General features: G+C 71.8%; 22 protein-coding genes. 16 read left to right on the top strand and 6 right to left on the bottom strand.

Features of this window, described 5'->3' with window-relative positions; genetic code table 11:
* The first annotated feature begins 159 nt into the window (after positions 1-159).
* Both AC3IF3_RS00665 and AC3IF3_RS00660 read left to right on the top strand, forming a co-directional pair.
* Entirely contained in the window at positions 160-2,418 is a 2,259-nt protein-coding gene (locus AC3IF3_RS00665) for a RelA/SpoT family protein (protein ID WP_243970519.1), read from the top strand.
* A gap of 351 nt (positions 2,419-2,769) precedes the next feature.
* Positions 2,770-3,411 carry a LabA-like NYN domain-containing protein gene (locus AC3IF3_RS00660; protein WP_243970385.1) on the top strand — a complete coding sequence of 214 codons (642 nt, stop codon included), beginning with the start codon at positions 2,770-2,772 and terminating at the stop codon, positions 3,409-3,411.
* Between the two features lie 4 nt (positions 3,412-3,415).
* Here the strand turns inward: AC3IF3_RS00660 and AC3IF3_RS00655 are convergent, their stop codons facing one another.
* Positions 3,416-3,985 carry a peroxiredoxin gene (locus AC3IF3_RS00655; RefSeq protein ID WP_489226737.1) on the bottom strand — a complete coding sequence of 190 codons (570 nt, stop codon included), beginning with the start codon at positions 3,983-3,985 and terminating at the stop codon, positions 3,416-3,418.
* A gap of 172 nt (positions 3,986-4,157) precedes the next feature.
* On the opposite strand from AC3IF3_RS00655, the gene AC3IF3_RS00650 reads away from it, so the two are divergent.
* The gene (locus AC3IF3_RS00650) at positions 4,158-4,496 is read left to right on the top strand and encodes a type II toxin-antitoxin system PrlF family antitoxin (protein WP_489226735.1); all 339 of its coding nucleotides are present in this window, start codon (positions 4,158-4,160) and stop codon (positions 4,494-4,496) included.
* Positions 4,493-5,002, top strand: a complete 510-nt coding sequence (locus tag AC3IF3_RS00645) for a type II toxin-antitoxin system YhaV family toxin (protein ID WP_489219321.1) — start codon at positions 4,493-4,495, stop codon at positions 5,000-5,002. The genes AC3IF3_RS00650 and AC3IF3_RS00645 overlap by 4 nt, the downstream gene beginning before the upstream one ends.
* Positions 5,003-5,018: 16 nt before the next feature.
* Here AC3IF3_RS00645 and smpB read toward each other — a convergent pair whose 3' ends face one another.
* Together smpB and dapA are read right to left on the bottom strand one after the other, a co-directional pair.
* Positions 5,019-5,492, bottom strand: coding sequence for an SsrA-binding protein SmpB (gene smpB / locus AC3IF3_RS00640; RefSeq protein WP_243970393.1), 474 nt, complete (start codon positions 5,490-5,492; stop codon positions 5,019-5,021).
* A 15-nt stretch (positions 5,493-5,507) separates the two neighbouring features.
* Positions 5,508-6,407 carry a 4-hydroxy-tetrahydrodipicolinate synthase gene (gene dapA, locus AC3IF3_RS00635; RefSeq protein ID WP_243970395.1) on the bottom strand — a complete coding sequence of 300 codons (900 nt, stop codon included), beginning with the start codon at positions 6,405-6,407 and terminating at the stop codon, positions 5,508-5,510.
* 200 nt (positions 6,408-6,607) lie between these two features.
* On the opposite strand from dapA, the gene AC3IF3_RS00630 reads away from it, so the two are divergent.
* Positions 6,608-8,959: a lytic transglycosylase domain-containing protein gene (locus AC3IF3_RS00630; protein WP_489226733.1), complete on the top strand. Its 2,352-nt coding sequence runs from the start codon at positions 6,608-6,610 to the stop codon at positions 8,957-8,959.
* A gap of 160 nt (positions 8,960-9,119) precedes the next feature.
* Entirely contained in the window at positions 9,120-10,106 is a 987-nt protein-coding gene (locus AC3IF3_RS00625) for a catalase family peroxidase (protein ID WP_489226731.1), read from the top strand.
* A gap of 95 nt (positions 10,107-10,201) precedes the next feature.
* Here the strand turns inward: AC3IF3_RS00625 and AC3IF3_RS00620 are convergent, their stop codons facing one another.
* Both AC3IF3_RS00620 and AC3IF3_RS00615 read right to left on the bottom strand, forming a co-directional pair.
* Entirely contained in the window at positions 10,202-10,462 is a 261-nt protein-coding gene (locus AC3IF3_RS00620) for a hypothetical protein (protein ID WP_489226729.1), read from the bottom strand.
* A gap of 91 nt (positions 10,463-10,553) precedes the next feature.
* Positions 10,554-11,147: a thermonuclease family protein gene (locus tag AC3IF3_RS00615; protein ID WP_489226728.1), complete on the bottom strand. Its 594-nt coding sequence runs from the start codon at positions 11,145-11,147 to the stop codon at positions 10,554-10,556.
* Between the two features lie 111 nt (positions 11,148-11,258).
* On the opposite strand from AC3IF3_RS00615, the gene AC3IF3_RS00610 reads away from it, so the two are divergent.
* The 10 genes from AC3IF3_RS00610 (at position 11,259) to AC3IF3_RS00565 (ending at position 19,001) form a co-directional block, all read left to right on the top strand.
* Positions 11,259-11,576: a PepSY domain-containing protein gene (locus AC3IF3_RS00610; protein ID WP_489226726.1), complete on the top strand. Its 318-nt coding sequence runs from the start codon at positions 11,259-11,261 to the stop codon at positions 11,574-11,576.
* Between the two features lie 15 nt (positions 11,577-11,591).
* Positions 11,592-12,254 (top strand): response regulator transcription factor, encoded by a 663-nt coding sequence (locus AC3IF3_RS00605; RefSeq protein ID WP_243970406.1) that lies wholly within the window; start codon positions 11,592-11,594, stop codon positions 12,252-12,254.
* Positions 12,251-13,594 (top strand): ATP-binding protein, encoded by a 1,344-nt coding sequence (locus AC3IF3_RS00600; protein WP_489226724.1) that lies wholly within the window; start codon positions 12,251-12,253, stop codon positions 13,592-13,594. Before AC3IF3_RS00605 ends, AC3IF3_RS00600 begins: the two co-directional genes overlap by 4 nt.
* A gap of 77 nt (positions 13,595-13,671) precedes the next feature.
* On the top strand, positions 13,672-13,968 hold the full coding sequence (locus AC3IF3_RS00595; RefSeq protein WP_489226723.1) for a hypothetical protein: 297 nt from the start codon (positions 13,672-13,674) through the stop codon (positions 13,966-13,968).
* A gap of 142 nt (positions 13,969-14,110) precedes the next feature.
* Complete coding sequence (locus AC3IF3_RS00590) at positions 14,111-14,278, top strand: hypothetical protein (RefSeq protein ID WP_243970412.1); 168 nt, start codon at positions 14,111-14,113, stop codon at positions 14,276-14,278.
* An 83-nt stretch (positions 14,279-14,361) separates the two neighbouring features.
* Positions 14,362-14,541, top strand: coding sequence for a hypothetical protein (locus AC3IF3_RS00585; protein WP_243970415.1), 180 nt, complete (start codon positions 14,362-14,364; stop codon positions 14,539-14,541).
* A gap of 166 nt (positions 14,542-14,707) precedes the next feature.
* Positions 14,708-15,913, top strand: coding sequence for a homoserine O-acetyltransferase MetX (metX, locus tag AC3IF3_RS00580; RefSeq protein ID WP_489226721.1), 1,206 nt, complete (start codon positions 14,708-14,710; stop codon positions 15,911-15,913).
* 5 nt (positions 15,914-15,918) lie between these two features.
* Positions 15,919-16,641, top strand: a complete 723-nt coding sequence (gene metW / locus AC3IF3_RS00575) for a methionine biosynthesis protein MetW (RefSeq protein WP_243970419.1) — start codon at positions 15,919-15,921, stop codon at positions 16,639-16,641.
* Between the two features lie 310 nt (positions 16,642-16,951).
* Positions 16,952-18,067, top strand: a complete 1,116-nt coding sequence (locus AC3IF3_RS00570; RefSeq protein WP_489226719.1) for a pyridoxal phosphate-dependent aminotransferase — start codon at positions 16,952-16,954, stop codon at positions 18,065-18,067.
* On the top strand, positions 18,060-19,001 hold the full coding sequence (locus tag AC3IF3_RS00565; RefSeq protein ID WP_489219302.1) for a prephenate/arogenate dehydrogenase family protein: 942 nt from the start codon (positions 18,060-18,062) through the stop codon (positions 18,999-19,001). Before AC3IF3_RS00570 ends, AC3IF3_RS00565 begins: the two co-directional genes overlap by 8 nt.
* Before the next feature lie 7 nt (positions 19,002-19,008).
* Here the strand turns inward: AC3IF3_RS00565 and msrA are convergent, their stop codons facing one another.
* Positions 19,009-19,725: a peptide-methionine (S)-S-oxide reductase MsrA gene (gene msrA / locus AC3IF3_RS00560; RefSeq protein ID WP_489226717.1), complete on the bottom strand. Its 717-nt coding sequence runs from the start codon at positions 19,723-19,725 to the stop codon at positions 19,009-19,011.
* Positions 19,726-19,885: the final 160 nt, after the last annotated feature.

The raw sequence follows: 19,885 nt of genomic DNA, 5'->3' as shown, positions 1-19,885 counted from the left end.
GGACCCGGCGGAGACGCCGGGTTCTCTCGTTCCGAGGATGCCGCGGTCGCACCGGGCGGTTTTCCCGCTCGGGGGGCTGGCGCCGGCCCCGCGGTTGCGGAACAATCGCGCGTGATCCCGACCCCGCGTGCCCCCCATGAGCCGATCCCGTCCCGGCGGATGATGCGGCAGTACGAACTCGTCGAGCGGGTCAAGCGCTACAACCCCGCCGCCGACGAGGCGCTGCTCAACCGTGCCTACGTGTACGCCATGCAGGCGCACGGCACGCAGAAGCGCGCCTCGGGCGACCCGTTCTTCGCCCATCCCCTCGAGGTCGCGGCGATCCTCACGGACCTCCACCTCGACGACGCCACCATCGTGGCCGCGGTCCTGCACGACACCGTCGAGGATACCGAGGCGACGCTCGAGGAGATCCGCCGGCTGTTCGGGCCCGAGATCGGCGCGCTGGTCGACGGCCTGACCAAGCTCAAGCGCCTCGACCTCGTCTCCAAGCAGGCCGCCCAGGGCGAGAACTTCCGCAAGCTGCTGCTCGCGGTGGCGGCCGACGTGCGCGTCCTGCTGGTCAAGCTCGCCGACCGCCTGCACAACATGCGGACCCTGCAGCACATGCGGGAGGACAAGCGTCACCGCATCGCCCAGGAGACCCTCGACATCTACGCGCCGCTCTCCGGCCGCATGGGCATGCAGGAGCTGCGCGAGGAGCTGGAGGACCTGGCCTTCCGCAACATCGAGCCGGAGGTCTACGCCACCATCACGCAGCGGCTGGCGCGGCTCACCGCCAAGTCCGAGAGCGTGGTCGAGACCATCGCGCAGGTGCTGACCGACAAGCTCGCCGCCCAGGGCATCACCGCGGAGGTGAGCGGCCGGCAAAAGCGCCCGTTCTCGATCTGGTCGAAGATGGAGCGCAAGTCGGTGGCGTTCGAGCAACTCTCCGACATCTTCGGCTTCCGGGTCGTCGTCGACACCGTGCAATCCTGCTACGCGGCGCTCGGCATCGTCCATACCAGCTGGCCGATGGTCCCGGGGCGGTACAAGGACTACATCTCGACGCCGAAGCAGAACGATTACCGCTCGATCCACACCACGGTGATCGGGCCGAAGAGCCAGCGCGTCGAGCTGCAGATCCGCACCCGCGCCATGGACGAGATCGCCGAGTACGGCATCGCCGCCCATGCCCAGTACAAGGATCTCGGCCAGGACCCGGCCAAGGACTTCGGACGCACCGAGGGCAGCGTCCACCCGAAGCTGGCCGCCGAGAGCGGTGCCTACCAGTGGCTGCGTCGGACCATCGAGCTGCTCGCCGAGGGCGACAGCCCGGAGGAGTTTCTGGAGCACACCAAGCTGGAGCTGTTCCAGGATCAGGTGTTCTGCTTCACCCCGAAGGGCCGGCTGATCGCCCTGCCGCGGGGCGCGACGCCCATCGATTTCGCCTACGCGGTCCACACCGATGTCGGCAACACCGCGGTCGGCGCCAAGATCAACGGCCGGATGGCGCCGCTGCTGCACGGACTCGCCAACGGCGACGAGGTGGAGATCATGCGCTCGGACGGCGCCTCGCCCCCGGCCGCCTGGGAATCCCTGGTGGTGACCGGCAAGGCCCGGGCGGCGATCCGGCGCGCGACCCGAACCGCCGTGCGCCGGCAATATGCCGGGCTCGGCCGCCAGATCCTGGACCGGGCCTTCGAACGCGCCGCCAAGACCTTCTCGGAGGACAAGCTGCGCGGCGCCCTGCCGCGCCTGGCCCGGGCGAGCACCGAGGACGTGTTCGCCGCGGTCGGACGGGGCGAGATGTTCTCGGGCGACGTGGTCCGCGCCGTTTATCCCGATCACCGCGACGAGCGCCGGCCGCCCACGCCGCAGGGTGCCGTCAACGGCGCCGGCCGGCTCGTGCGCTCGGCCGATCAAACGATGCGGCTGACCTTCCCGGGCGCCGAGGGCAGGGAGGGCGAGGCCGAGGACCGGACCGACGCGATCCCGATCCGCGGCCTTGCGGGCGACCTGCCGGTGACCTTCGCGCCGAACGGCGGCGCGGTCCCGGGGGATCGGATCGTCGGAATCCTGACCCCCGGAATCGGCGTCACCGTCTATCCGATCCAGTCCGCGGCGCTCGCGGCCTTCGACAACGAACCGGAGCGCTGGCTCGACGTCCGGTGGGACACCGAGGCCCTCGGCGGCGAGCGCTTCCCCGCCCGGCTGGCACTCAAGTCGATCAACGAGCCGGGGGTGTTCGCGCAGATCGCCCAGGTCATCGCCGATCACGACGGCAACATCGACAACATCTCGATGAAACGGCGGACGCAGGACTTCACCGACATTACCATCGATCTCTCGGTCTGGGACCTCCAGCACCTCAACGCGATCATCGCTGAGTTGCGCGGCAAGCGTCCGGTCAACAGTGTCGAGCGCGTGAACGGCTGAGCCGGCCGGGTCGGGCGGATCTCAGGTTTATGGGATCAACTTCGGCAAATCGTCCCAAAACTTTCGGAAGATCCGTAACGATGGCCTGTTCCAGCCATTCTGCCCCGAACTGGCCATCTTCCCAGCGAAGATCTTTTCGCTCTGCTTGACAAGGACGCGTTTGCGACGGAATGGTCGTCGGCCTGGGCGACGGTCACCGGACAAGGGCCGCGCTTTTCGCCCCGGATTGCAGACTATCTCGACGATCGATCGCGCCGTCCCGACCCCGGCCCCTGGCCGCGGGCGAAGTCTGGCCGTTTCATCAGGCGATTTTCTATCCTCCCGTATTTTTCCTCAGGACTCGACCTGTTCATGACAGCATCCCAACGCAGCGCGATCTTCATTGATGGCGCCAATCTCTACGCGACCACTAAGGCCCTCGGCTTCGATATCGATTACAAGAAGCTGCTCAAGGAATTTCAGTCCCGGGACAATCTTCTCCGAGCATTCTACTATACTGCGATGATCGAGGATCAGGAGTATTCCTCCATCCGGCCGCTGATCGATTGGCTCGACTACAACGGCTACCGCGTGGTGACCAAGCCGGTGAAGGAATTCACGGATTCCATGGGGCGGCGGAAGTATAAGGGCAACATGGATATCGAGCTGGCGATCGACGCCCTCGAACTCAGCGCGCATATCGATCACATGATCCTGTTCTCCGGGGACGGCGATTTCCGCTCGCTGGTCGAGGCGATGCAGCGGCGCGGCGTCAAGGTGACGGTGATCTCCACCATCCAGACCCAGCCGTCGATGATCTCGGACGAGTTGCGCCGGCAGGCGGACGAATTCGTCGATCTGGCGAGCCTCGCCGGTCGGATCGGACGCGAACCGGGCGAGCGCCCGGCCCGGGCCGCCGGCGACGCCCCGAGCCGCTACCGCGGCGAGGGCCGTCCGAGCCCGAGCCTCGAGAACCGCTACGGCATCCGCCAGCCCGAGGCCGAGGAGGAGTGACGCTTCAGGCGCCCGCGCCGTCGAGCCAGTCGATCACCTGCCGGGCGCTTCGGTCCGGCGGGAAGACCGGGTAGAACAGTTGGCTGACCACGCCGTCGTCGATCACCAGGGTGAGACGGCGCAGCAGCACCTGCCCTCCGGCCTCGAAGACCGGCAGGCGCGCCGCCATCGCGAAGGCGCGGTGGGGATCGGCGAGCATTGGGAACGGCAGGTGCAGCCGTTCGGCCGCCTCCCTTTGATAGGCGCTCGTCTGGGTCGAGAGGCCGTAGACCTGGGCGACGCCGCGGGCCTTCAGTTCGGCGTGATGGTCGCGGAAGTCGCAGGCCTGCGGCGTGCAGCCCCGGGCGCCCGGGATCGCGTCCCAGTCGGGCGTGAGACCCGGCTTCCCCGGCTCGCCGGTGCGCGGATAGGCGTAGGCCACAGTGCGGCCCGGCAGCCGCGCCAGCGAGACCGTGCGCCCGTCCGTGGCGGTGAGCGCCACGTCGGGCAAACGCATCCCGCGCAGGTGATCGGCCGCGCCATCATCGACGGGCGCGGGGAGGTCGGTCGGCAGGATGTCGTGCATGGCTGACATGGGGCGCTCCTCGCGTTCGCAGGCCCAGAACGCCGCACGGGCGAGACCACCAATGTGGGACATCGCGGGACCACAGCCAAGGCGACACACCCGGCGGCCTCCGGCGGAGGCCCGCTGGCTTGATCGGCAATGCAGATGCATTACCATTTCGGGCGTCAGATCGGAGCGTGCAATGGGCAAGGCGGCTGAGGTTCTGGAGATCCCCGCCACGGTCACGGCGCGCGGTCAGACCACCGTGCCGGTGGCAGTGAGACGGATGCTTGGACTGGGCAAATCCGGGCATATCGTGTTCCGCCGCCTGGCAGACGGCACGATCACCGTCGCGAAGGCGGATCCGCCGGCCGAGGAGGATCCTGCCCTCGGGCCATTCCTGACCTTGATTGCGCGGGATCTCGAAACACGTCCGCACGCCATCCAGCCGGTCTCCGAGGAGATCTACTGGCGCGCCGCCGCCCTAGTCGAAGGCATCGCGGTCGACTTGGATGAGGCCCTTCCAAGCGACGCGGGTTGAGCGACCGGCCCTTGCAGCTCAACGGGTGGGACATCTATGCCCACCCGTTGTTTCTCGACCAGCTCGAAAGTCTCGTCTCCGAAGTGGTGGCATCCCGGGAGCGGGATCCACTGGGCTATGCCAGCAGGCGACCCGCGAAGCTGCTCGCCGCCGTCTTGAAGGTCGCGTTCGAGGTCGTACCCGAGGACCCGACCCGGGCCGAATACCGCCAGGGCGACACCCTCGGGAGCCAGTATCGTCACTGGTTCCGCGCGAAGTTCCTCCAGCAATACCGGCTGTTCTTCCGCTACCGGGAGGATGCCGGACGTCGCGTGATCGTGCTGGCCTGGGTGAACGATGACCGATCACTCCGCGCCTATGGCAGCCGATCCGACGCTTACGCGGTGTTTCGCAAGATGCTGCACCGGGGCAATCCGCCGGACGATTGGGACACGCTCCTGAAGGCTGCGCAAGGGGAAACCGCCCGCCTCAAGCGATCCCGACCTGCGAGCCGACCTCGGCCGTGAGGCGGATCGCCTGAGCTCACCCCCGGTCCCGCAGCAGCCGCGCCCGATCGCGCTGCCAGTCGCGCTCCTTGGCGGCCTCGCGCTTGTCATGGGCCTGCTTGCCCCTGCCCAGCCCCAGCTCGATCTTCGCCCGGCCCTTGTCGTTGAAGTAGATCTTGAGCGGCACCACCGTGTAGCCCTGACGCTGGGTCGCGCCGATCAGCTTGTTGATCTGGCGGCGGTGCAGCAGCAGCCGGCGCGGGCGCTTGGGTTCGTGGTTGAAGCGGTTCGCCTCCAGATATTCCGGGATATAGGCGTTGAACAGCATCAAGTCGCCGCCGGAGGGGCCGGCATAGGCCTCGCCGATCGTCGCCTTGCCGCCGCGCAGGGACTTCACCTCGGTGCCGGTCAACGCGATGCCGGCCTCGAGGGTGTCCTCGATCGTGTAATGGTAACGCGCCGCGCGGTTGTCGGCGACGATGCGCCGACTGGGCTCCGGTTTCGGGGCCATTGTTCGTGACTCTCCTCAGCCTTCGAGAAGGCCGGCATGCCGCAGGGCGTGGTCCACGATGCGGCGCGTCGCCTCGGAGACCGGCACCATGGGCAGGCGCAACTCCTCGGCGATGTGGCCGAGGCGGGCGAGGGCGTACTTCACCGGCGCCGGGTTGGCCTCGGCGAACAGGCCGGCCTGGAGCGGGAACAGGCGGTCCTGGATCGTGAGCGCCCGGGCGTAGTCGCCCGACAGCGTCGCCTCCTGGAGATCGGCGCACAGCCGGGGCGCGACGTTCGCCACCACCGAGATGCAGCCGTGGCCGCCCTGGGCATTGTAGCCGAGCGCCGTCGCATCTTCGCCCGAAAGCTGGATGAAGCTCTCCCCCATGGCCTGACGCTGCTGGCTGACGCGGTCGATCTTGGCGGTCGCGTCCTTCACGCCGGCGATGTTCTTCAGTTCGAACAGGCGGGCCATCGTCTCGACGCTCATGTCGACGACGGAGCGCGGCGGGATGTTGTAGATGATGATCGGAATGCCGACCGCATCGTTGACGGCCTTGAAGTGGGCGTAGAGACCCTCTTGCGTCGGCTTGTTGTAGTAGGGCGTCACCACCAGGACGGCGTCGGCCCCGGCGCGCTCGGCGTGTTGCGCCCGCTCGACCGCCTCCGCGGTGGAATTGGAGCCTGCGCCCGCCACCACGGGCACGCGCCCGCCCGCCTCGTCGATGCAGGCCTCGACCACCCGGTCATGCTCGGCATGGGTCAGGGTCGGGCTCTCGCCGGTGGTGCCGGTGGGCACCAGGCCGTGGCTGCCCTGCGCGATCTGCCAGCGCACGAACGTGCGGAAGGCGGCCTCGTCGAAGGCCCCGTCGCGGAACGGCGTCACAAGCGCGGTGAGCGAGCCCCGCAGGCGTCTCCCGGTCATCTCGGTCATCTCAGGCGTCCCAACGGGTCTGGACGGGGATTTCGGCGGTCTCGGCGCCGCACGGGGTCCGCACCTTACGGTCACGGGCCGGCAGACATAGGCAATCGCGCCACGGGGCGCAAACAGATCGTGGCGACGGTTAACGCGATCTTAATGGTCTCGGCGCCATCCTCGGCCTTTCCCGCTCCGGTGATCAGCAGGGGGGACCCGTGATCCGATCCGCGGCCTCGAATCCGGTCTCGAAGCGCACGTCCCTCGGCGCCGCCGCGCTCGTCGCCACGGCGCTCACCGTCGGCGTCGCGCTGGCGGGCCAGATCGACGCGGAGGCGCCGGCGACGCAGCCCGCACCGCCCGCGAGCGACGCCGCCCTCTCGAGCGCCCAGGTCCGCGGCGCGGAGGCCGCGAAGGCCGCCGATCCGGTGGCCGCCGACGCCCTCAAGCTCGATCCGATCCCGGCTGTCCGGGCCGACGAGACCAGCGACACGAAATTGGGCGACCGGGGCGAGGAGCCCGCCCGGACGCTGCCCGCGGCGGCCTCGGCCTACGCCTCCGCCGACCCGGAGGCGCCGGTGGCCTTCCCGCTGCCCGACGCCGCCGTGACCCCGGCCGCGCCGGTGCCGGAGGTGCCGGACCCGGCGCGGCCGAAGATCTCGGGCGAGACCGACCCGACGCTGCTGCGCGGGGCGATCGACCTCTACCGCAAGGGCCGGGTCGCCGACGGCGACCGGATCCGCGACGGCTTCACCGACCCCGCCGCCCGGGCGCTGCTCGAATGGGTGGCGATCCGCGCCGGCGCCGGGATCGGCTTCGCCCGCACCGTCGCCTTCGCCCGGGCCAACCCGGACTGGCCGGCCGGTCCGCTGCTGCGCCGCCGGGCCGAGGAGGCGCTGCTCTCCGAGAAGAAGCCCCCGGCCACGGTGCGCGCCTACTTCGCCACGGCGAAGCCGGTGAGCGCGCCGGGCAAGTTCGCCCTGGCGCTGGCTTTGCGCGCCGAGGGCTACGAGGCCGACGCCGCCGACATGGTCCGCGACCTCTGGCGCGGCGAGAGCTTCGGGCGGTCCCTGGAGGGCAAGGTGCTCGACGCCTTCCCGGACGTGCTCACCCGGGTCGATCACCGCTACCGGATGGAGCGGGCGCTCCTGAAGGACGATTGGGACAGCGCCGGTCGGGCGGCCGGCTACGCGGGGGGCGCCTATGCCAGCCTCGTGCGCGCCCGCCGGGCCGTGGAGGACAAGTCGTCCGGGGCCCCTTCGGCGCTCGCCGCGGTGCCGCCGTCGCTCCGGGGCGACGCCTCCTACACCTTCTCCCGGGCGCAGTATTTCCGCCGGGCCGACAAGCCCGAGGCGGCCGCCGCCGTGCTCGCCGGAGCGCCGAGCAACCCGGACGTGCTGGTCGATGGCGACGAGTGGTGGGTCGAGCGCCGGATCGTGGCGCGCAAGCTCCTCGACCTCGGTGATGCGAAAACCGCCTACACGGTCGCCAGCGCCCAGGCGGCGCGCACGCCGGAGAAGCGGATCGAGGCCGAGTTCCACGCCGGCTGGATCGCCCTGCGCTTCGCCGGCGATCCGGCGCGCGCCGCCGAGCACTTCGCGCGGGTGACGGCCATCGCGGAGAGCCCGGTCTCGGTGGCGCGGGCCGCCTACTGGCAGGGCCGGGCGGCCGAGGCGCTCGGCCGGACGGACGCGGCGAAGCGCTTCTACGAGAAGGCGGCGCTCCAGCCGATCGCCTATTACGGGCAGGTGGCCCGCGCACGGCTCGGCCAGACCAGCCTGCCCCTGCGGGCGCCCGCGGACCTGGAGGGGGCCGAGCGCCAGACCTTCGAGGGCCGGCTCTACATCCGGGCCCTGCGCCTGCTCGGCGAGGCCGGGATCCGGGAGCTGGCCCTGCCGCTCTACATCGATGCCGCCCGGGAACTCACCGACCCGCGCGAGCTCCAGGCGCTGGGTGACCTCGCCACCGACATGAAGGACGCCCGCGCCCTGGTGGCGATCGGCAAGCTGGCCGTCCAGCGCGGCCTGCCCCTCGACGCCCACGCCTACCCGACCATCGGCATCCCCGACTACGAGACCTTCACGGCGGTCCCGCAGGTGGAGCGGGCCATGGTCTACGCCATCGCCCGGCAGGAGAGCCAGTTCGATCCCCGCGCCCAGTCGGGCGTCGGCGCCCGGGGCCTGATGCAGATGATGCCGGCCACCGCCCAGCGCACCGCCCGCCGGGTCGCCGCCGCCTTCGACGTCGACCGCCTGACCAGCGACCCCGCCTACTGCGCCAAGCTCGGCCAGGCCCATCTCGGCGAGCTCCTGGAGGATTGGCGCGGCTCCTACGTGCTGGCCTTCGCCTCGTACAATGCCGGCGGCGGCAACGTGAAGAAATGGATCGACGCCTACGGCGACCCGCGCAGGGGCGACGTCGACGTGATCGACTGGGTTGAGCGCATCCCCTTCACGGAGACGCGCAACTACGTGCAGCGGGTGATGGAGAATCTCCAGGTCTACCGCTCGCGGCTCGACAGCCGCAGCGCCCTGCTGATCGACGGCGACCTCCACCGCGGGGCGCGGTAGCAGGCTCCGGCGCCGCTTGAGCGGACGTAGCCGGCCGAAACGTAACCCGCGCGGCTCAACGGCGAAGCGTCCGGTTGTGCCTTCGGCCATTCTCTCCCTAGAAGATGGTCCGGTCCGTGTTGACCGGCCCGGGCGGGCCGTGGCTGTCGAGAGGATCCTCATGCTGCGTTCGAGATTGGGTTACGCCGTCCTGCTGAGCACCGCGCTCACGGCGGCCGCGCCGGCCCTGGCCCAGGACGCCTCCACCGCCGAGCAGACGGTCGACGCGATGAACACGCTGTTCGGCACCCATCCGGGCGCGCGCGCCAACCACGCCAAGGGTGTGGTCGCCGAAGGCAGCTTCACCCCGTCGGCCGAGGCGGCCGGGCTCAGCAAGGCGTCCCTGTTCGCGGGCCCGGCGGTGCCGGTGACGATCCGCTTCTCGGACGCCACCGGCGTCCCGACCATCCCGGACGGCGCGGCCAACGCCAACCCGCACGGGATGGCGTTGAAGTTCAAGCTCAGCGACGGCGCCGAGATGGATGTCGTCACCAACGCGCTGAAGTATTTCCCGGTCGCCACCGGCGAGGAGTTCCGCGACCTCCTGAGGGCCGCGGCCGAGAGCGGCCCGAAGGCGGAGCATCCGACCGCTCTGGAGCGCTTCGCCGCCGCCCACCCGGCCGCCGCGACGGCGGGGGCGACCGCCAAGACCCCGTCGAGCCTCGCCCGGGAGACCTACAACGGCGTCAACGCCTTCATCTTCGTCGACAAGGACGGCAAGCGTCGGCCGTTCCGGTTCCGGATCGAGCCGGTTCAGGGCGAGGAGATCCTGCCCCCCGAGGAGGCGGCCAAGCGCGACCCGAATTTTTTGATGGGGGAGATCGGGCCCCGCATCGCCAGGGAGCCGGCGACGTTCCGCGTCCTGGCCCAGCTCGCTGAACCGGGCGACCCGACCAACGATGCGACCAAGCCATGGCCCGACGACCGCAAGACCGTCGACCTCGGCACGCTGACCGTGTCGAAGGCAGTGCCCGACAGCGCCGAAGCCGAGAAGGCGCTGCTGTTCATGCCGAACAACCTCACCGACGGCATCGAGGTCTCGGACGATCCGCTGATCGACGCCCGGGTCCAGGCCTACGCGATCTCGTTCGGGCGCCGCTCGCAGTAGCGGGCACGCGAAAGGCTCCGGGACCGCCAAACCCGCGCCCCCTCCGGAGCGCGGCCGACGATCGCTTCATCACCCCCGGCGCTCCGAGCGGCCGATTAGCGGGTCGTGCCGGGTGCCGGGGCGGATGGGGCCTTCGGGCCGCCGGTCTGGCCCTTGCCATCGCCGGTGCCGGCGCCGGTGCGGGCACCGTCCTTCGTGGCCCCGGTACCGGTCAAACCGCCGGCGCCCATGCTGGTCGTGGCGGCGGCGCCGTCGCTCCGTCCGCCGGACGCGGGCTCCGCATCCTTGCCCTCCGCGGCCGCCGCGGCAGTGACGAGGATTCCAGCGAGCAGGACGGTGCGAGTCAGGCGGTTCACGGGACCTCCGAGATTCAGGCGACCCGGTCGGGCGGGCTCTCCCGACCAACCGGACCTGCCCGGGAGCGTTCCCGCAGGCTCGGGGGAACCGTCACCCGGCCTGGCCGAGCCCCGCCGCGGCGGCGTGCCGGCCGCGACGCTCGGACGGGTCCTGGAACACCCCCGACCACAGGCCGAGGCGGCGGCCCCAGGCCCGGTCGGCAGCCTCCGCATAGTCCGGCGCGGCGCGGTCGGGCACGGCAAGCCCCCGCGCCACCATCCAGGCTCCGAGATCCTCGCCGCCGACCCGGCAGAGAGCCACGACCGCGCCGTCCTGCGCCCCCGCGCCCCGCGCCTCGCAGGTGAGGGCGGCCCCGCCGATATGATCGGCCAGCGCCCGGGCCGCGTCGCGGCCGCAGGCGTAGGTCTGATCCTGGGCGTCCGAGCAGGTCTGGTCGGCATCCGGGGCGGCCACGCCGAACAGGCTGACCGGGCGCGTGCCCACCCGGAGGGTCCCGCCGTCGATCACCTGGGCGGCGCCGTGCAGCGTCTCGCCGGCCTGTACGGGGCCGTGCCAGGCGAGGCCGCCCGCCAGGAGGGCAGCGAGGAGGGGCAGGCGCGTGCGCCCGGCCTTGTCGTCCGGGCAGAGCAGGGTGCCGGCGAGGCCGGCCGCGCAAGCGAGGAGGGCACCGAGGATCAACGACATGGTCTCACGTCTCCGGGAGGGGTATGGGGCCCTTGTGCCGAAGTCCCGCCCCGCCAGCCTGACGGCGCCTGTCAGCCTCCCGTCAGGCGCCGCGCCCTATCGCGTCCCCGCATGAACGCCTTGCACCCGCGCCGCGCCGCCCTGGTCTGCCTGCTCGCTGGCCTCGCCTGCGCCAGGTTGCCGGCCCGCGCCTCCGAGGATGCCGACCGCGCCCGCCGTGCCCTGGAGAAGGGCGAGATCCGCCCCCTCGACGAGGTGCTGCGCGCCGCCCGGGCGGCCGTGCCGGGCGACGTGGTGTCGGTCGATCTGAAGCACGACGACGGCCATTGGCTGTACAAGCTGCGCATCCTCGGCGCCGACGGGAAGCGCCGGACCGTGAAGGTCGATGCCGGTTCCCTGAAGATCCTGGACACGGACGACGATGATTGAGGAGAGGGGCCGGCCATGCGCGTCCTGATCGTCGAGGACGAACCGCGCATCGCCGCCGACATCCGCCAGGGGCTGGAGCGTGCCGGCTACGTCGCCGACGTGGTGGGCGACGGCGAGGCGGCGTGGTTCCGCGCCGAGACCGAGCCCTACGACGCCATGGTGCTCGATCTCGGCCTGCCGCGCCTCGACGGGCTCGGGGTGCTCCGCCGGCTGCGCGCCGCCGATGTGGCCCTGCCGGTGCTGATCCTCACCGCCCGGGACGGCTGGCGCGAGCGCGTCGAGGGCATCGACGCCGGCGCCGACGATTACCTCGCCAAGCCGTTCCGCATGGAGGAGCTGGTCGCGCGCCTGCGGGCGATCCTGCGGCGCACCGCCGGCCACGCCTCGCCGGTGCTCCGGACCGGGGCGGTGGAGCTCGACACCCGCACCCGCGCGGTCAGCGTCGACGGCCGCCCCGCCGAATTGACCGCCCTCGAATACCGGCTCCTGGCCTTCCTGCTGCACCGGCAGGGGCAGGTCGTGCCGGCGGGCGAAGTGCTGGACCATCTCCACGGGGTCGGCACGGAACGCGAGGCGAACGCCCTGGAGGCACTCCTGACGCGCCTGCGCCGCAAGCTCGGACCGGGGGTGATCGAGACCCGCCGCGGCCAGGGCTACCGCGTCCCGGACGCGCCGTGAGGCGCAACGCGCTCCGCCTCCGGCTCGGCCTCGCGGCGGCGGGGCTGATCGCGCTGGCGCTGCTGCTCGCCGGGATCGGGCTCACCTTCATCCTCGACCGGGTGCTCGACGCGCGCACCGCCGACGAGCTGGACCGGACTGCCAAGCTCATCGCCGGGCGGGTCGGCCTCGCGGCGGACGGGCGCCCGACGCTCTCGCGCGAGCCGCCGGACCCGCGCTTCGCCACGCCCTATGGCGGCCTGTACTGGCAGGTGGAGGCGGGCGCACAGGTCCTGCGGTCGCGCTCCCTCTGGGACCGGGGCTTCGACCTCGGCCGGATCGAGGCACGGGCTTCCGCCGCCACCGTCGACGCCACCGGCCCGGACGGGGGCCGGCTCATCGCGGTGGTGCGGCCCCTGGAGATCGGGCCACCGGGCGCCGAGACCGGGCTGCGGGTCGTGGTGGCGGAGGACCGGCGCAGCCTCGCGGCCAGCCGGACGACCTTCCTGCGCCTGCTCGTCCCGGCGCTGGCGGCGCTGTTCGTGGTGCTGACGCTGGCGATGTGGCTGTTCGTGCACCGGGCGCTCGCCCCGTTCCGGGTGCTGCAGACGGATCTCCTGGCGATCCATACCGGGGCGCGGACGCGGCTGCCGGAGCACTTCCCCGACGAGGTCCGGCCGCTGGTCGCCGACCTCAACCGGCTGCTCGACGCGCAGGAGCGCGCCCTGGTCCGCGCCCGGGACGCGGCCGCCGACATGGCCCACGGCCTGAAGACGCCGCTCGCGGTGCTCGACGCCCTGGCGCGCCGGACCGGGCCGGCCGAGCCGGGGCTTTCGGCCGAGATCAGCGAGCAGGCCCGGGCGATGGGCGGCCAGGTGGAGCGGGCGCTGGCCCGGGCGCGGATCGCCGCGAGCGGGGACCTGCGGCGGCGGACCTGCCGGGTCGCCCCGGTGACCGAGCGCCTCGTGGCCACCATGCGCCGGCTGCCGGAGGGCGGTTCCCTCGACTGGGCGGTGGCCGTGCCGGAGGCGCTCGCCTATCCGGGGGAGGAGGGGGAACTGATGGAGCTGCTGGGCAACCTCCTCGACAACGCCCGCAAATGGGCACACCGGCGGGTCCGGATCACCGGCGAGGCCGGCCCGGGATGGCGGCGCCTCGCCGTGGCGGATGACGGCCCCGGCATGAGCGCGGCGGCGATCGCCGGGATCGGCCGCGGCCAGCGCTGGGACGAGAGCCGGCCGGGCACCGGCTTCGGCATCGCCATCGCCCGGGACGTGGCCGAGGCCGCGGGGGCGCAGCTCGATTTCGGGCGCTCAGAGCTGGGCGGGTTGCGGGCGGAGCTGCGCTGGCCGGAGGGTTAGGGCCGTCGAGACTACGCGCCCGCCCGCCTCGCCCTACCTGTTGACGGTCACGCATCGTCGCACTCGAAAGCCAGCCCATGCCCCTCGAACGCTACCTGGATGGCGGCGCCCATATCCTGCCCGCCGATGACTCGCTGATCCGCTTCGCCATGACCAACGGCGAGCGGGTGATCGGCATCGACGTGCCGATCCCCGTGCTCCGCCAGCACTTCGGGGGCGGGGCCGAACGCGCGCCCCTCGACCTGTTCGCCGGAAACCAGGCGGCGATCGAGGCCGCCGCCAGCCGGGCCTACGACCGGACCGAGACGCCGAACGACCTCCTGGATATGGGACCGGAGGATTTCGACCAGCCGCCAGCCCCGGCCAAGCTCTGACGGCGACGATCCATCCGCGGCCGCCGCGGCAAAACGGCGACGCGCAAATGCCGCGGGGCACTCGCCACGTTTCGGCCTGTTGAACCCGCAGATAGGACGCGTCGGGCGTGCCGCGCCCCGCGTATTCCTGGATGGATCGACAATGCCCGGTGACCTGATCCCCTGCAGCCTGTTCCTGATCGGGATCCTCACCTCTGTCGCCGCGGATTGCCGCCTCCGCCGCGTGGAGGCCGCGCCCTGGGCCAATGGCTGCATCACCGCGGCCGGCGCAGCCCTGGTCTTCGTCGCCTGCGCGGCGGCGATCCGCTGAGGAACCGTCCGGCCTCGGATGGGATTGCCCAGCGGGAATCAGGTCGCCGGGCGTTGCCCGACAGCAGGTCGGGTGAGGATGTCATGGTGTCGATACAGGCCCTTGTCGGCTGCACCCTCGTGTTGGCCGGGATCGTGATCGAGAGCGCGGCGAGCCGGCACTGGTGGGCCGGGGTCGGCGCCGACCAGCTGGACGTCCGTGCCCTCCTGGCACTCGGCCTGCCGGCGCTCGGGCTGGCGCTGATGGCGGCGCCGCTGGCGTGAACCGTCGTCTCACGCGCTGACACGGCGGCCCGCCGCGCGTTGACGCTCGGCGCCGGGCGCATTACCTCCCGGCATCGCTGGCCGCATCGGGCGAGTGCGGCGCGTCAGGCGGCCCCGCGCTCACCCGGTTCGGATCGGCCCGGATACACGGTCGTCAAGACCCGCCATGGACACCCAACCGGACACGGCCCTGCGGCCGGACCCGATCGACGAGCCGTCGCGGCGCGCGTCTGAGCGCTCGCAGGCGCTCGACCCGAAGAGCCCGGTTGCATGCTTCGCCGCCGACAGGCCGCTGCTGACCGATGCCGGCGTCGAGCTCGCGCCGTTCCGGATTGCCTACCAGACCGCCGGCACCCTCAACGCCGCGCGCTCGAACGCGGTGCTGATCTGCCACGCGCTCACCGGAGACCAGTATTTCGCCCACACCCATCCGGTCACCGGAAAGGGGGGCTGGTGGGAGACGCTGGTCGGCCCCGGCAAGCCGATCGACACGGACCGCTACTTCGTCGTCTGCTCGAACGTCATCGGCTCCTGCATGGGCTCCACCGGGCCGGCCTCGATCGACCCGGCGACCGGGCGGCCCTACGGGCTGAACTTCCCCCTGGTGACGATCCGCGACATGGTCCGCGCCCAGGCCATGCTGCTGGAGCATCTCGGCGTCCAGGACCTGTTCCTGTGCATCGGCGGCTCGATGGGCGGGATGCAGGTGCTGCAATGGGCGGCGCTCTATCCCGAGCGCGTCTTCGCCGCGATGCCGATCGCCACCGGCGCGCGCCACTCCGCGCAGAACATCGCCTTCCACGAGGTCGGGCGGCAGGCGATCATGGCCGATCCCGCCTGGGCGGACGGGCGCTACCTGGAGGCGGGGACCCGGCCGGCCAAGGGCCTGGGCGTCGCCCGGATGGGCGCGCACATCACCTATCTCTCCGAGCCGGCGCTGCACCGGAAGTTCGGCCGCCGCTTCCAGGGCGGCTCGGCGCCGACCTTCTCGTTCAACGCCGACTTCCAGATCGAGAGCTACCTGCGCCACCAGGGTCTGAGCTTCGTCGAGCGGTTCGACGCCAACGCCTATCTCTATCTCACCCGGGCGATGGATTATTTCGACCTCGCCGAGGACCATGGCGGCGTGCTCGCCAACGCCTTCCGGGGCACGAAGACCCGGTTCTGCGTGATCTCGTTCACCTCCGACTGGCTGTTCCCGACCCGCGATTCCCGGGCGATCGTGCACGCGCTCAACGCCGCCGCGGCGCCGGTGGCCTTCGTGGAGGTCGAGAGCGACAAGGGTCACGACGCCTTCCTGCTCGACGAGCCGGCGATGTTCTCCGCCGCCCGCGGCTTCATCGACGCCGCCGCCCGGGCGCGCGGCCTGTGAGCGGCGTGCCCGGCAGGACGGCGTCGGGGCAGGCGGCCCTGGGCAAGATCGTCCCCGGTACCCCGTGGGAGAGTGCCGACATCCTCCCACATACCGGCGAGGGCAACGGCGCCCGGGTCGATCACCTCGTGGTGCTCGGCCTCGTCCCGGCGGGGGCCCGGGTCCTCGACATCGGCTGCGGCGACGGTTCGCTGCTGGCGCTCCTGCGCGACCGCCGCGGCATCGACGGGCGCGGGATCGAATTGTCGCGGGAGGGGGTGAACGCCTGCCTCGCCCGGGGCCTGCCGGTGATCCAGGGCGATGCCGATACCGACCTCGCCAATTATCCGGACGACGCCTTCGACGTGGTGGTCCTGTCCCAGACCATCCAGGCGACCCGCAATCCCCGGGTGGTGCTGGAACACCTGCTGCGGATCGGCCGGCAGGTGATCATCTCGTTCCCGAATTTCGGGCACTGGCGGGTCCGGTCCGAACTCGCCCTGCGCGGCCGCATGCCGGTCACCGAGATCATGCCGGATGCGTGGTGGGAGACGCCCAACATCCACCATTGCACGATCCGCGACTTCGTCGGGCTGTGCCGCCTGATCGGCACCCGGATCGAGCACGCCACGGCGCTCGACGCCCGCGGCCGGCCGATGCGGTTCTCGATGCCCTGGTGGGTCTGGAACCTGTTCGGGGCGCAGGGGGTGTTCCTGCTCCGGCGCGACGGCGCGGAGGCGGGGCGGTAGGGGCGTCAGCAGCGATCCGCGCGGCGGGGCGACCCGTGTCGAGCAACGGCTGCCCCCCACGCGCCCTCCCTCTGCGGGGGCGGGCGCGTGGGGGCTTTGGACCGCCACACCCGTCGACCGGGCGATGATCCCAACATCGGACGTGCAAATTCGGCAACCCACCGAGGGGGGAGCCGGCCGGAGACCCGACGATCGCCACGGCGGGCCGGACCAGGCAGGGCCTGCGGGCGCGGAGCCGGGTTCACCGGCAAAGGAAATGCTGTAGACGGGCGCGAGACCCCGCACGCCCGCGCATCCGAGTCGCATCGCCATGTCCGCCTCTCGACCCGCCCGCCCGGAACCGCGCCCCGGAATCCTGGCGATCGACACCTACGTGCCCGGCAAGAGCGGGCGGCCCGGCGGCGGCACGGTCCACAAGCTCTCGTCCAACGAGACCCCGCTCGGACCGAGCCCCGCGGCGCTCGCCGCACTGCACGCCGCCACCGCCAAGCTGGAAACCTACCCGGACGGGCGCGCCACGGTGCTGCGCACCGCCATCGCCAGGCGCTACGGGCTCGACCCGGAGCGGATCGTCTGCGGCGCGGGCTCGGACGAGCTGCTGTCCCTCCTCGCCTACGCGTTCTGCGGGCCGGGGACCGAGGGAATCTACTCCGAGCACGGATTCCTGGTCTACCGGATCGCCATCCTGGCCTCGGGCGGCGAGCCCGTGGTGGCGCCCGAGCGGGACCTCACCGTGGACGTCGACGCGATCCTGGCCCGGGTCACGGACCGGACCCGGATCGTCTATGTCACCAACCCCAACAACCCGACCGGCACCTACCTACCCTTCGACGAGATCCGCCGCCTGCATGCCGCCCTGCCGCCGCACGTGCTGCTGGTGATCGACGGCGCCTATGCCGAGTATGTGCGGGCGAACGACTACTCGGCCGGGCTCGAACTCGCGCTGGAATCCGAGAACGTCGTGATGACCCGGACCTTCTCGAAGATCCACGGGCTCGCCGCCGTCCGGATCGGCTGGATGGTGGCGCCGGCCCACGTGGCGGACGCGGTCAACCGCATCCGCGGCCCGTTCAACGTCTCCGGCCCGGCGATCGCCGCGGGCTCGGCCGCCATCGCCGACGAGGCGCATATGGCGGCGGCGGCCGCCCACAACGCCGAGTGGCTGCCGAAGCTCACCGAGGGCGCCCGGGCGCTCGGGCTGACCGTGACGCCGAGCGTCGCCAACTTCGTGCTGATCCACTTCCCCGACGCGCCCGGCCGCTCGGCGGCCGATGCCGACGCGTTCCTCACGGAGCGCGGGCTGATCACCCGGCGCGTGACCGCCTACGGCCTGCCCGACGCCCTGCGGGTGACGGTGGCGGGCGCCGAAGCCAACACGGCCTTCCTCGCGGCGCTCGGCGACTTCGTGCGGGGCGCCCGTGCCTGAGACATCCGTGGGCGAGCCCCCGGTCGACCGCCTCGCCATCGTCGGGCTCGGCCTGATCGGATCCTCGATCGCCCGGGCGGCGCGGCGCTACGGCCTCGCCCGCACGATCGTGGCCGTCGACCGCGACGCGGCCGTGCGCGCGCGGGTGGCCGAGCTCGGCATCGCCGACCTGGTGACGGGCGACCCGCAGGAGGGCGCGGCCGGCACCGATCTCGTGATCCTGTGCGTGCCGGTGGGCGCCATCGGGGCGGCGGCGGCCGAGATGGCGCCGTACCTGAAGCCCGGCGCGATCGTGTCGGATGTCGGCTCGGTCAAGGGCGCCGTGGTGGCGGCCATCCGGCCACACCTGCCCGAGGGCGTCGCCCTGGTCCCCGGCCACCCGATCGCCGGGACCGAGTTCTCGGGGCCGGATGCCGGCTTCGCGACCCTGTTCCAGAACCGCTGGTGCATCCTCACGCCCCCCGAGGGCACGGATCCGGCCGCGGTGGAGCGGGTCCGGGCCCTGTGGGCGGGCATGGGCGCCAATGTCGAGACCATGAGCGCCGAGCACCACGACCACGTGCTGGCGATCACCAGCCACTTGCCGCACCTGATCGCCTACAACATCGTCGGCACCGCCGCGGACCTGGAAGAGGCGACGCAATCCGAGGTGATCAAGTTCTCGGCGAGCGGATTCCGCGATTTCACCCGCATCGCCGCCTCGGACCCGACCATGTGGCGGGACATCTTCCTCAACAACCGCGAGGCGGTGCTGGAGATGCTCGGCCGGTTCAACGAGGATCTCTCGGCGCTGGCCAAGGCGGTGCGCTGGGGCGACGGCGACGCGCTGCACGCGATGTTCACCCGCACCCGGGCGATCCGGCGCAGCATCGTGGCCCAGGGCCAGGAAACGGCCGCCCCGGATTTCGGCCGGCCCCGGCCGCCGGAGGCGTAGGTCGGGATTACGCCGGCGGCCGGTTCACCAGCACCGGCTCCGGCGCCGTCCGCTCCGGGAACAGCTGCTTCAGCGCGTCGAGCTTCGGCGCGTCGTTGACGGCGATGTAGGGGTGGCCCGGATGCTGGGCCATGAAGTCCTGGTGGTAGCCTTCCGCCGGGTAGAAGGCCGCCGCCGGCTCGATCCGGGTGGCGATGGGCCGGCCATAGGCCTTGGCCGCGTCGAGCTGAGCGATATAGGCCCGCGCCACCCGCGCCTGCCCGGGATCCTGCGGGAACAGCGCCGAGCGGTATTGCCGCCCGCTATCGGGCCCCTGGCGGTCGACCTGGGTCGGGTCGAGGGCCACCGAGAAGAAGATCCGCAACAGCTCGTCGTAGCGGATCACCGCCGGATCGTAGGTGACCGCGACCGCCTCGGCATGGCCGGTGCCGCCGCCGCTCACCGTCCGGTAATCGGCGTCCGCGCGGGTGCCCCCGGCATAGCCCGAGACCGCCTGGTTGACCCCGCGCACGTGCTGGAACACCCCCTGCACGCCCCAGAAGCAGCCGCCCGCGAACACCGCGACCCGTTGGCCGGGCGTCTCGCTCGAAACGGTCGCGGCCTCGGGCAGGCGCCGCGGCGCCTCCTCGGCGAAGGCGGCCAGGCGCGGCAGCAGCAGCGCCCCGGCGAGCCCGAGCCCGAGGGCCGCCCCGACGAGCGGGCGGATCGTGTCGCGAAGAGCCATGACTGTCCTCGTGGGCTATCCTCAAGACCTGAACGCCCATTCGTCCTCCGGGGCGCGAAGTTACAGGTCGCAAGTGACGGGGCTTGGGGACGCATTGCGGCGACGCCCACATGGGTCTACGCACCCGGCAACAGATCGACCCTCGCGCGCAGGATCCGTC

This window comes from Methylobacterium sp. J-118, assembly GCF_057836565.1.
This window is presented reverse-complemented; position numbering and strand designations above follow the sequence as displayed.

Excerpts from the sequence above, each read along its gene's own strand:
- AC3IF3_RS00650 (WP_489226735.1), top strand. The coding sequence starts at position 4,158 with ATGGGCAAGGCGGCTGAGGTTCTGGAGATCCCCGCCACGGTCACGGCG.
- dapA (WP_243970395.1), bottom strand. The coding sequence starts at position 6,407 with ATGACCGAGATGACCGGGAGACGCCTGCGGGGCTCGCTCACCGCGCTT.
- AC3IF3_RS00615 (WP_489226728.1), bottom strand. The coding sequence starts at position 11,147 with ATGTCGTTGATCCTCGGTGCCCTCCTCGCTTGCGCGGCCGGCCTCGCC.
- metX (WP_489226721.1), top strand. The coding sequence starts at position 14,708 with ATGGACACCCAACCGGACACGGCCCTGCGGCCGGACCCGATCGACGAG.
- AC3IF3_RS00625 (WP_489226731.1), top strand. The coding sequence starts at position 9,120 with ATGCTGCGTTCGAGATTGGGTTACGCCGTCCTGCTGAGCACCGCGCTC.
- AC3IF3_RS00665 (WP_243970519.1), top strand. The coding sequence starts at position 160 with ATGATGCGGCAGTACGAACTCGTCGAGCGGGTCAAGCGCTACAACCCC.
- AC3IF3_RS00595 (WP_489226723.1), top strand. The coding sequence starts at position 13,672 with ATGCCCCTCGAACGCTACCTGGATGGCGGCGCCCATATCCTGCCCGCC.
- AC3IF3_RS00570 (WP_489226719.1), top strand. The coding sequence starts at position 16,952 with ATGTCCGCCTCTCGACCCGCCCGCCCGGAACCGCGCCCCGGAATCCTG.
- AC3IF3_RS00610 (WP_489226726.1), top strand. The coding sequence starts at position 11,259 with ATGAACGCCTTGCACCCGCGCCGCGCCGCCCTGGTCTGCCTGCTCGCT.
- AC3IF3_RS00590 (WP_243970412.1), top strand. The coding sequence starts at position 14,111 with ATGCCCGGTGACCTGATCCCCTGCAGCCTGTTCCTGATCGGGATCCTC.
- AC3IF3_RS00585 (WP_243970415.1), top strand. The coding sequence starts at position 14,362 with ATGGTGTCGATACAGGCCCTTGTCGGCTGCACCCTCGTGTTGGCCGGG.
- AC3IF3_RS00660 (WP_243970385.1), top strand. The coding sequence starts at position 2,770 with ATGACAGCATCCCAACGCAGCGCGATCTTCATTGATGGCGCCAATCTC.
- smpB (WP_243970393.1), bottom strand. The coding sequence starts at position 5,492 with ATGGCCCCGAAACCGGAGCCCAGTCGGCGCATCGTCGCCGACAACCGC.
- msrA (WP_489226717.1), bottom strand. The coding sequence starts at position 19,725 with ATGGCTCTTCGCGACACGATCCGCCCGCTCGTCGGGGCGGCCCTCGGG.
- AC3IF3_RS00605 (WP_243970406.1), top strand. The coding sequence starts at position 11,592 with ATGCGCGTCCTGATCGTCGAGGACGAACCGCGCATCGCCGCCGACATC.
- AC3IF3_RS00655 (WP_489226737.1), bottom strand. The coding sequence starts at position 3,985 with ATGTCAGCCATGCACGACATCCTGCCGACCGACCTCCCCGCGCCCGTC.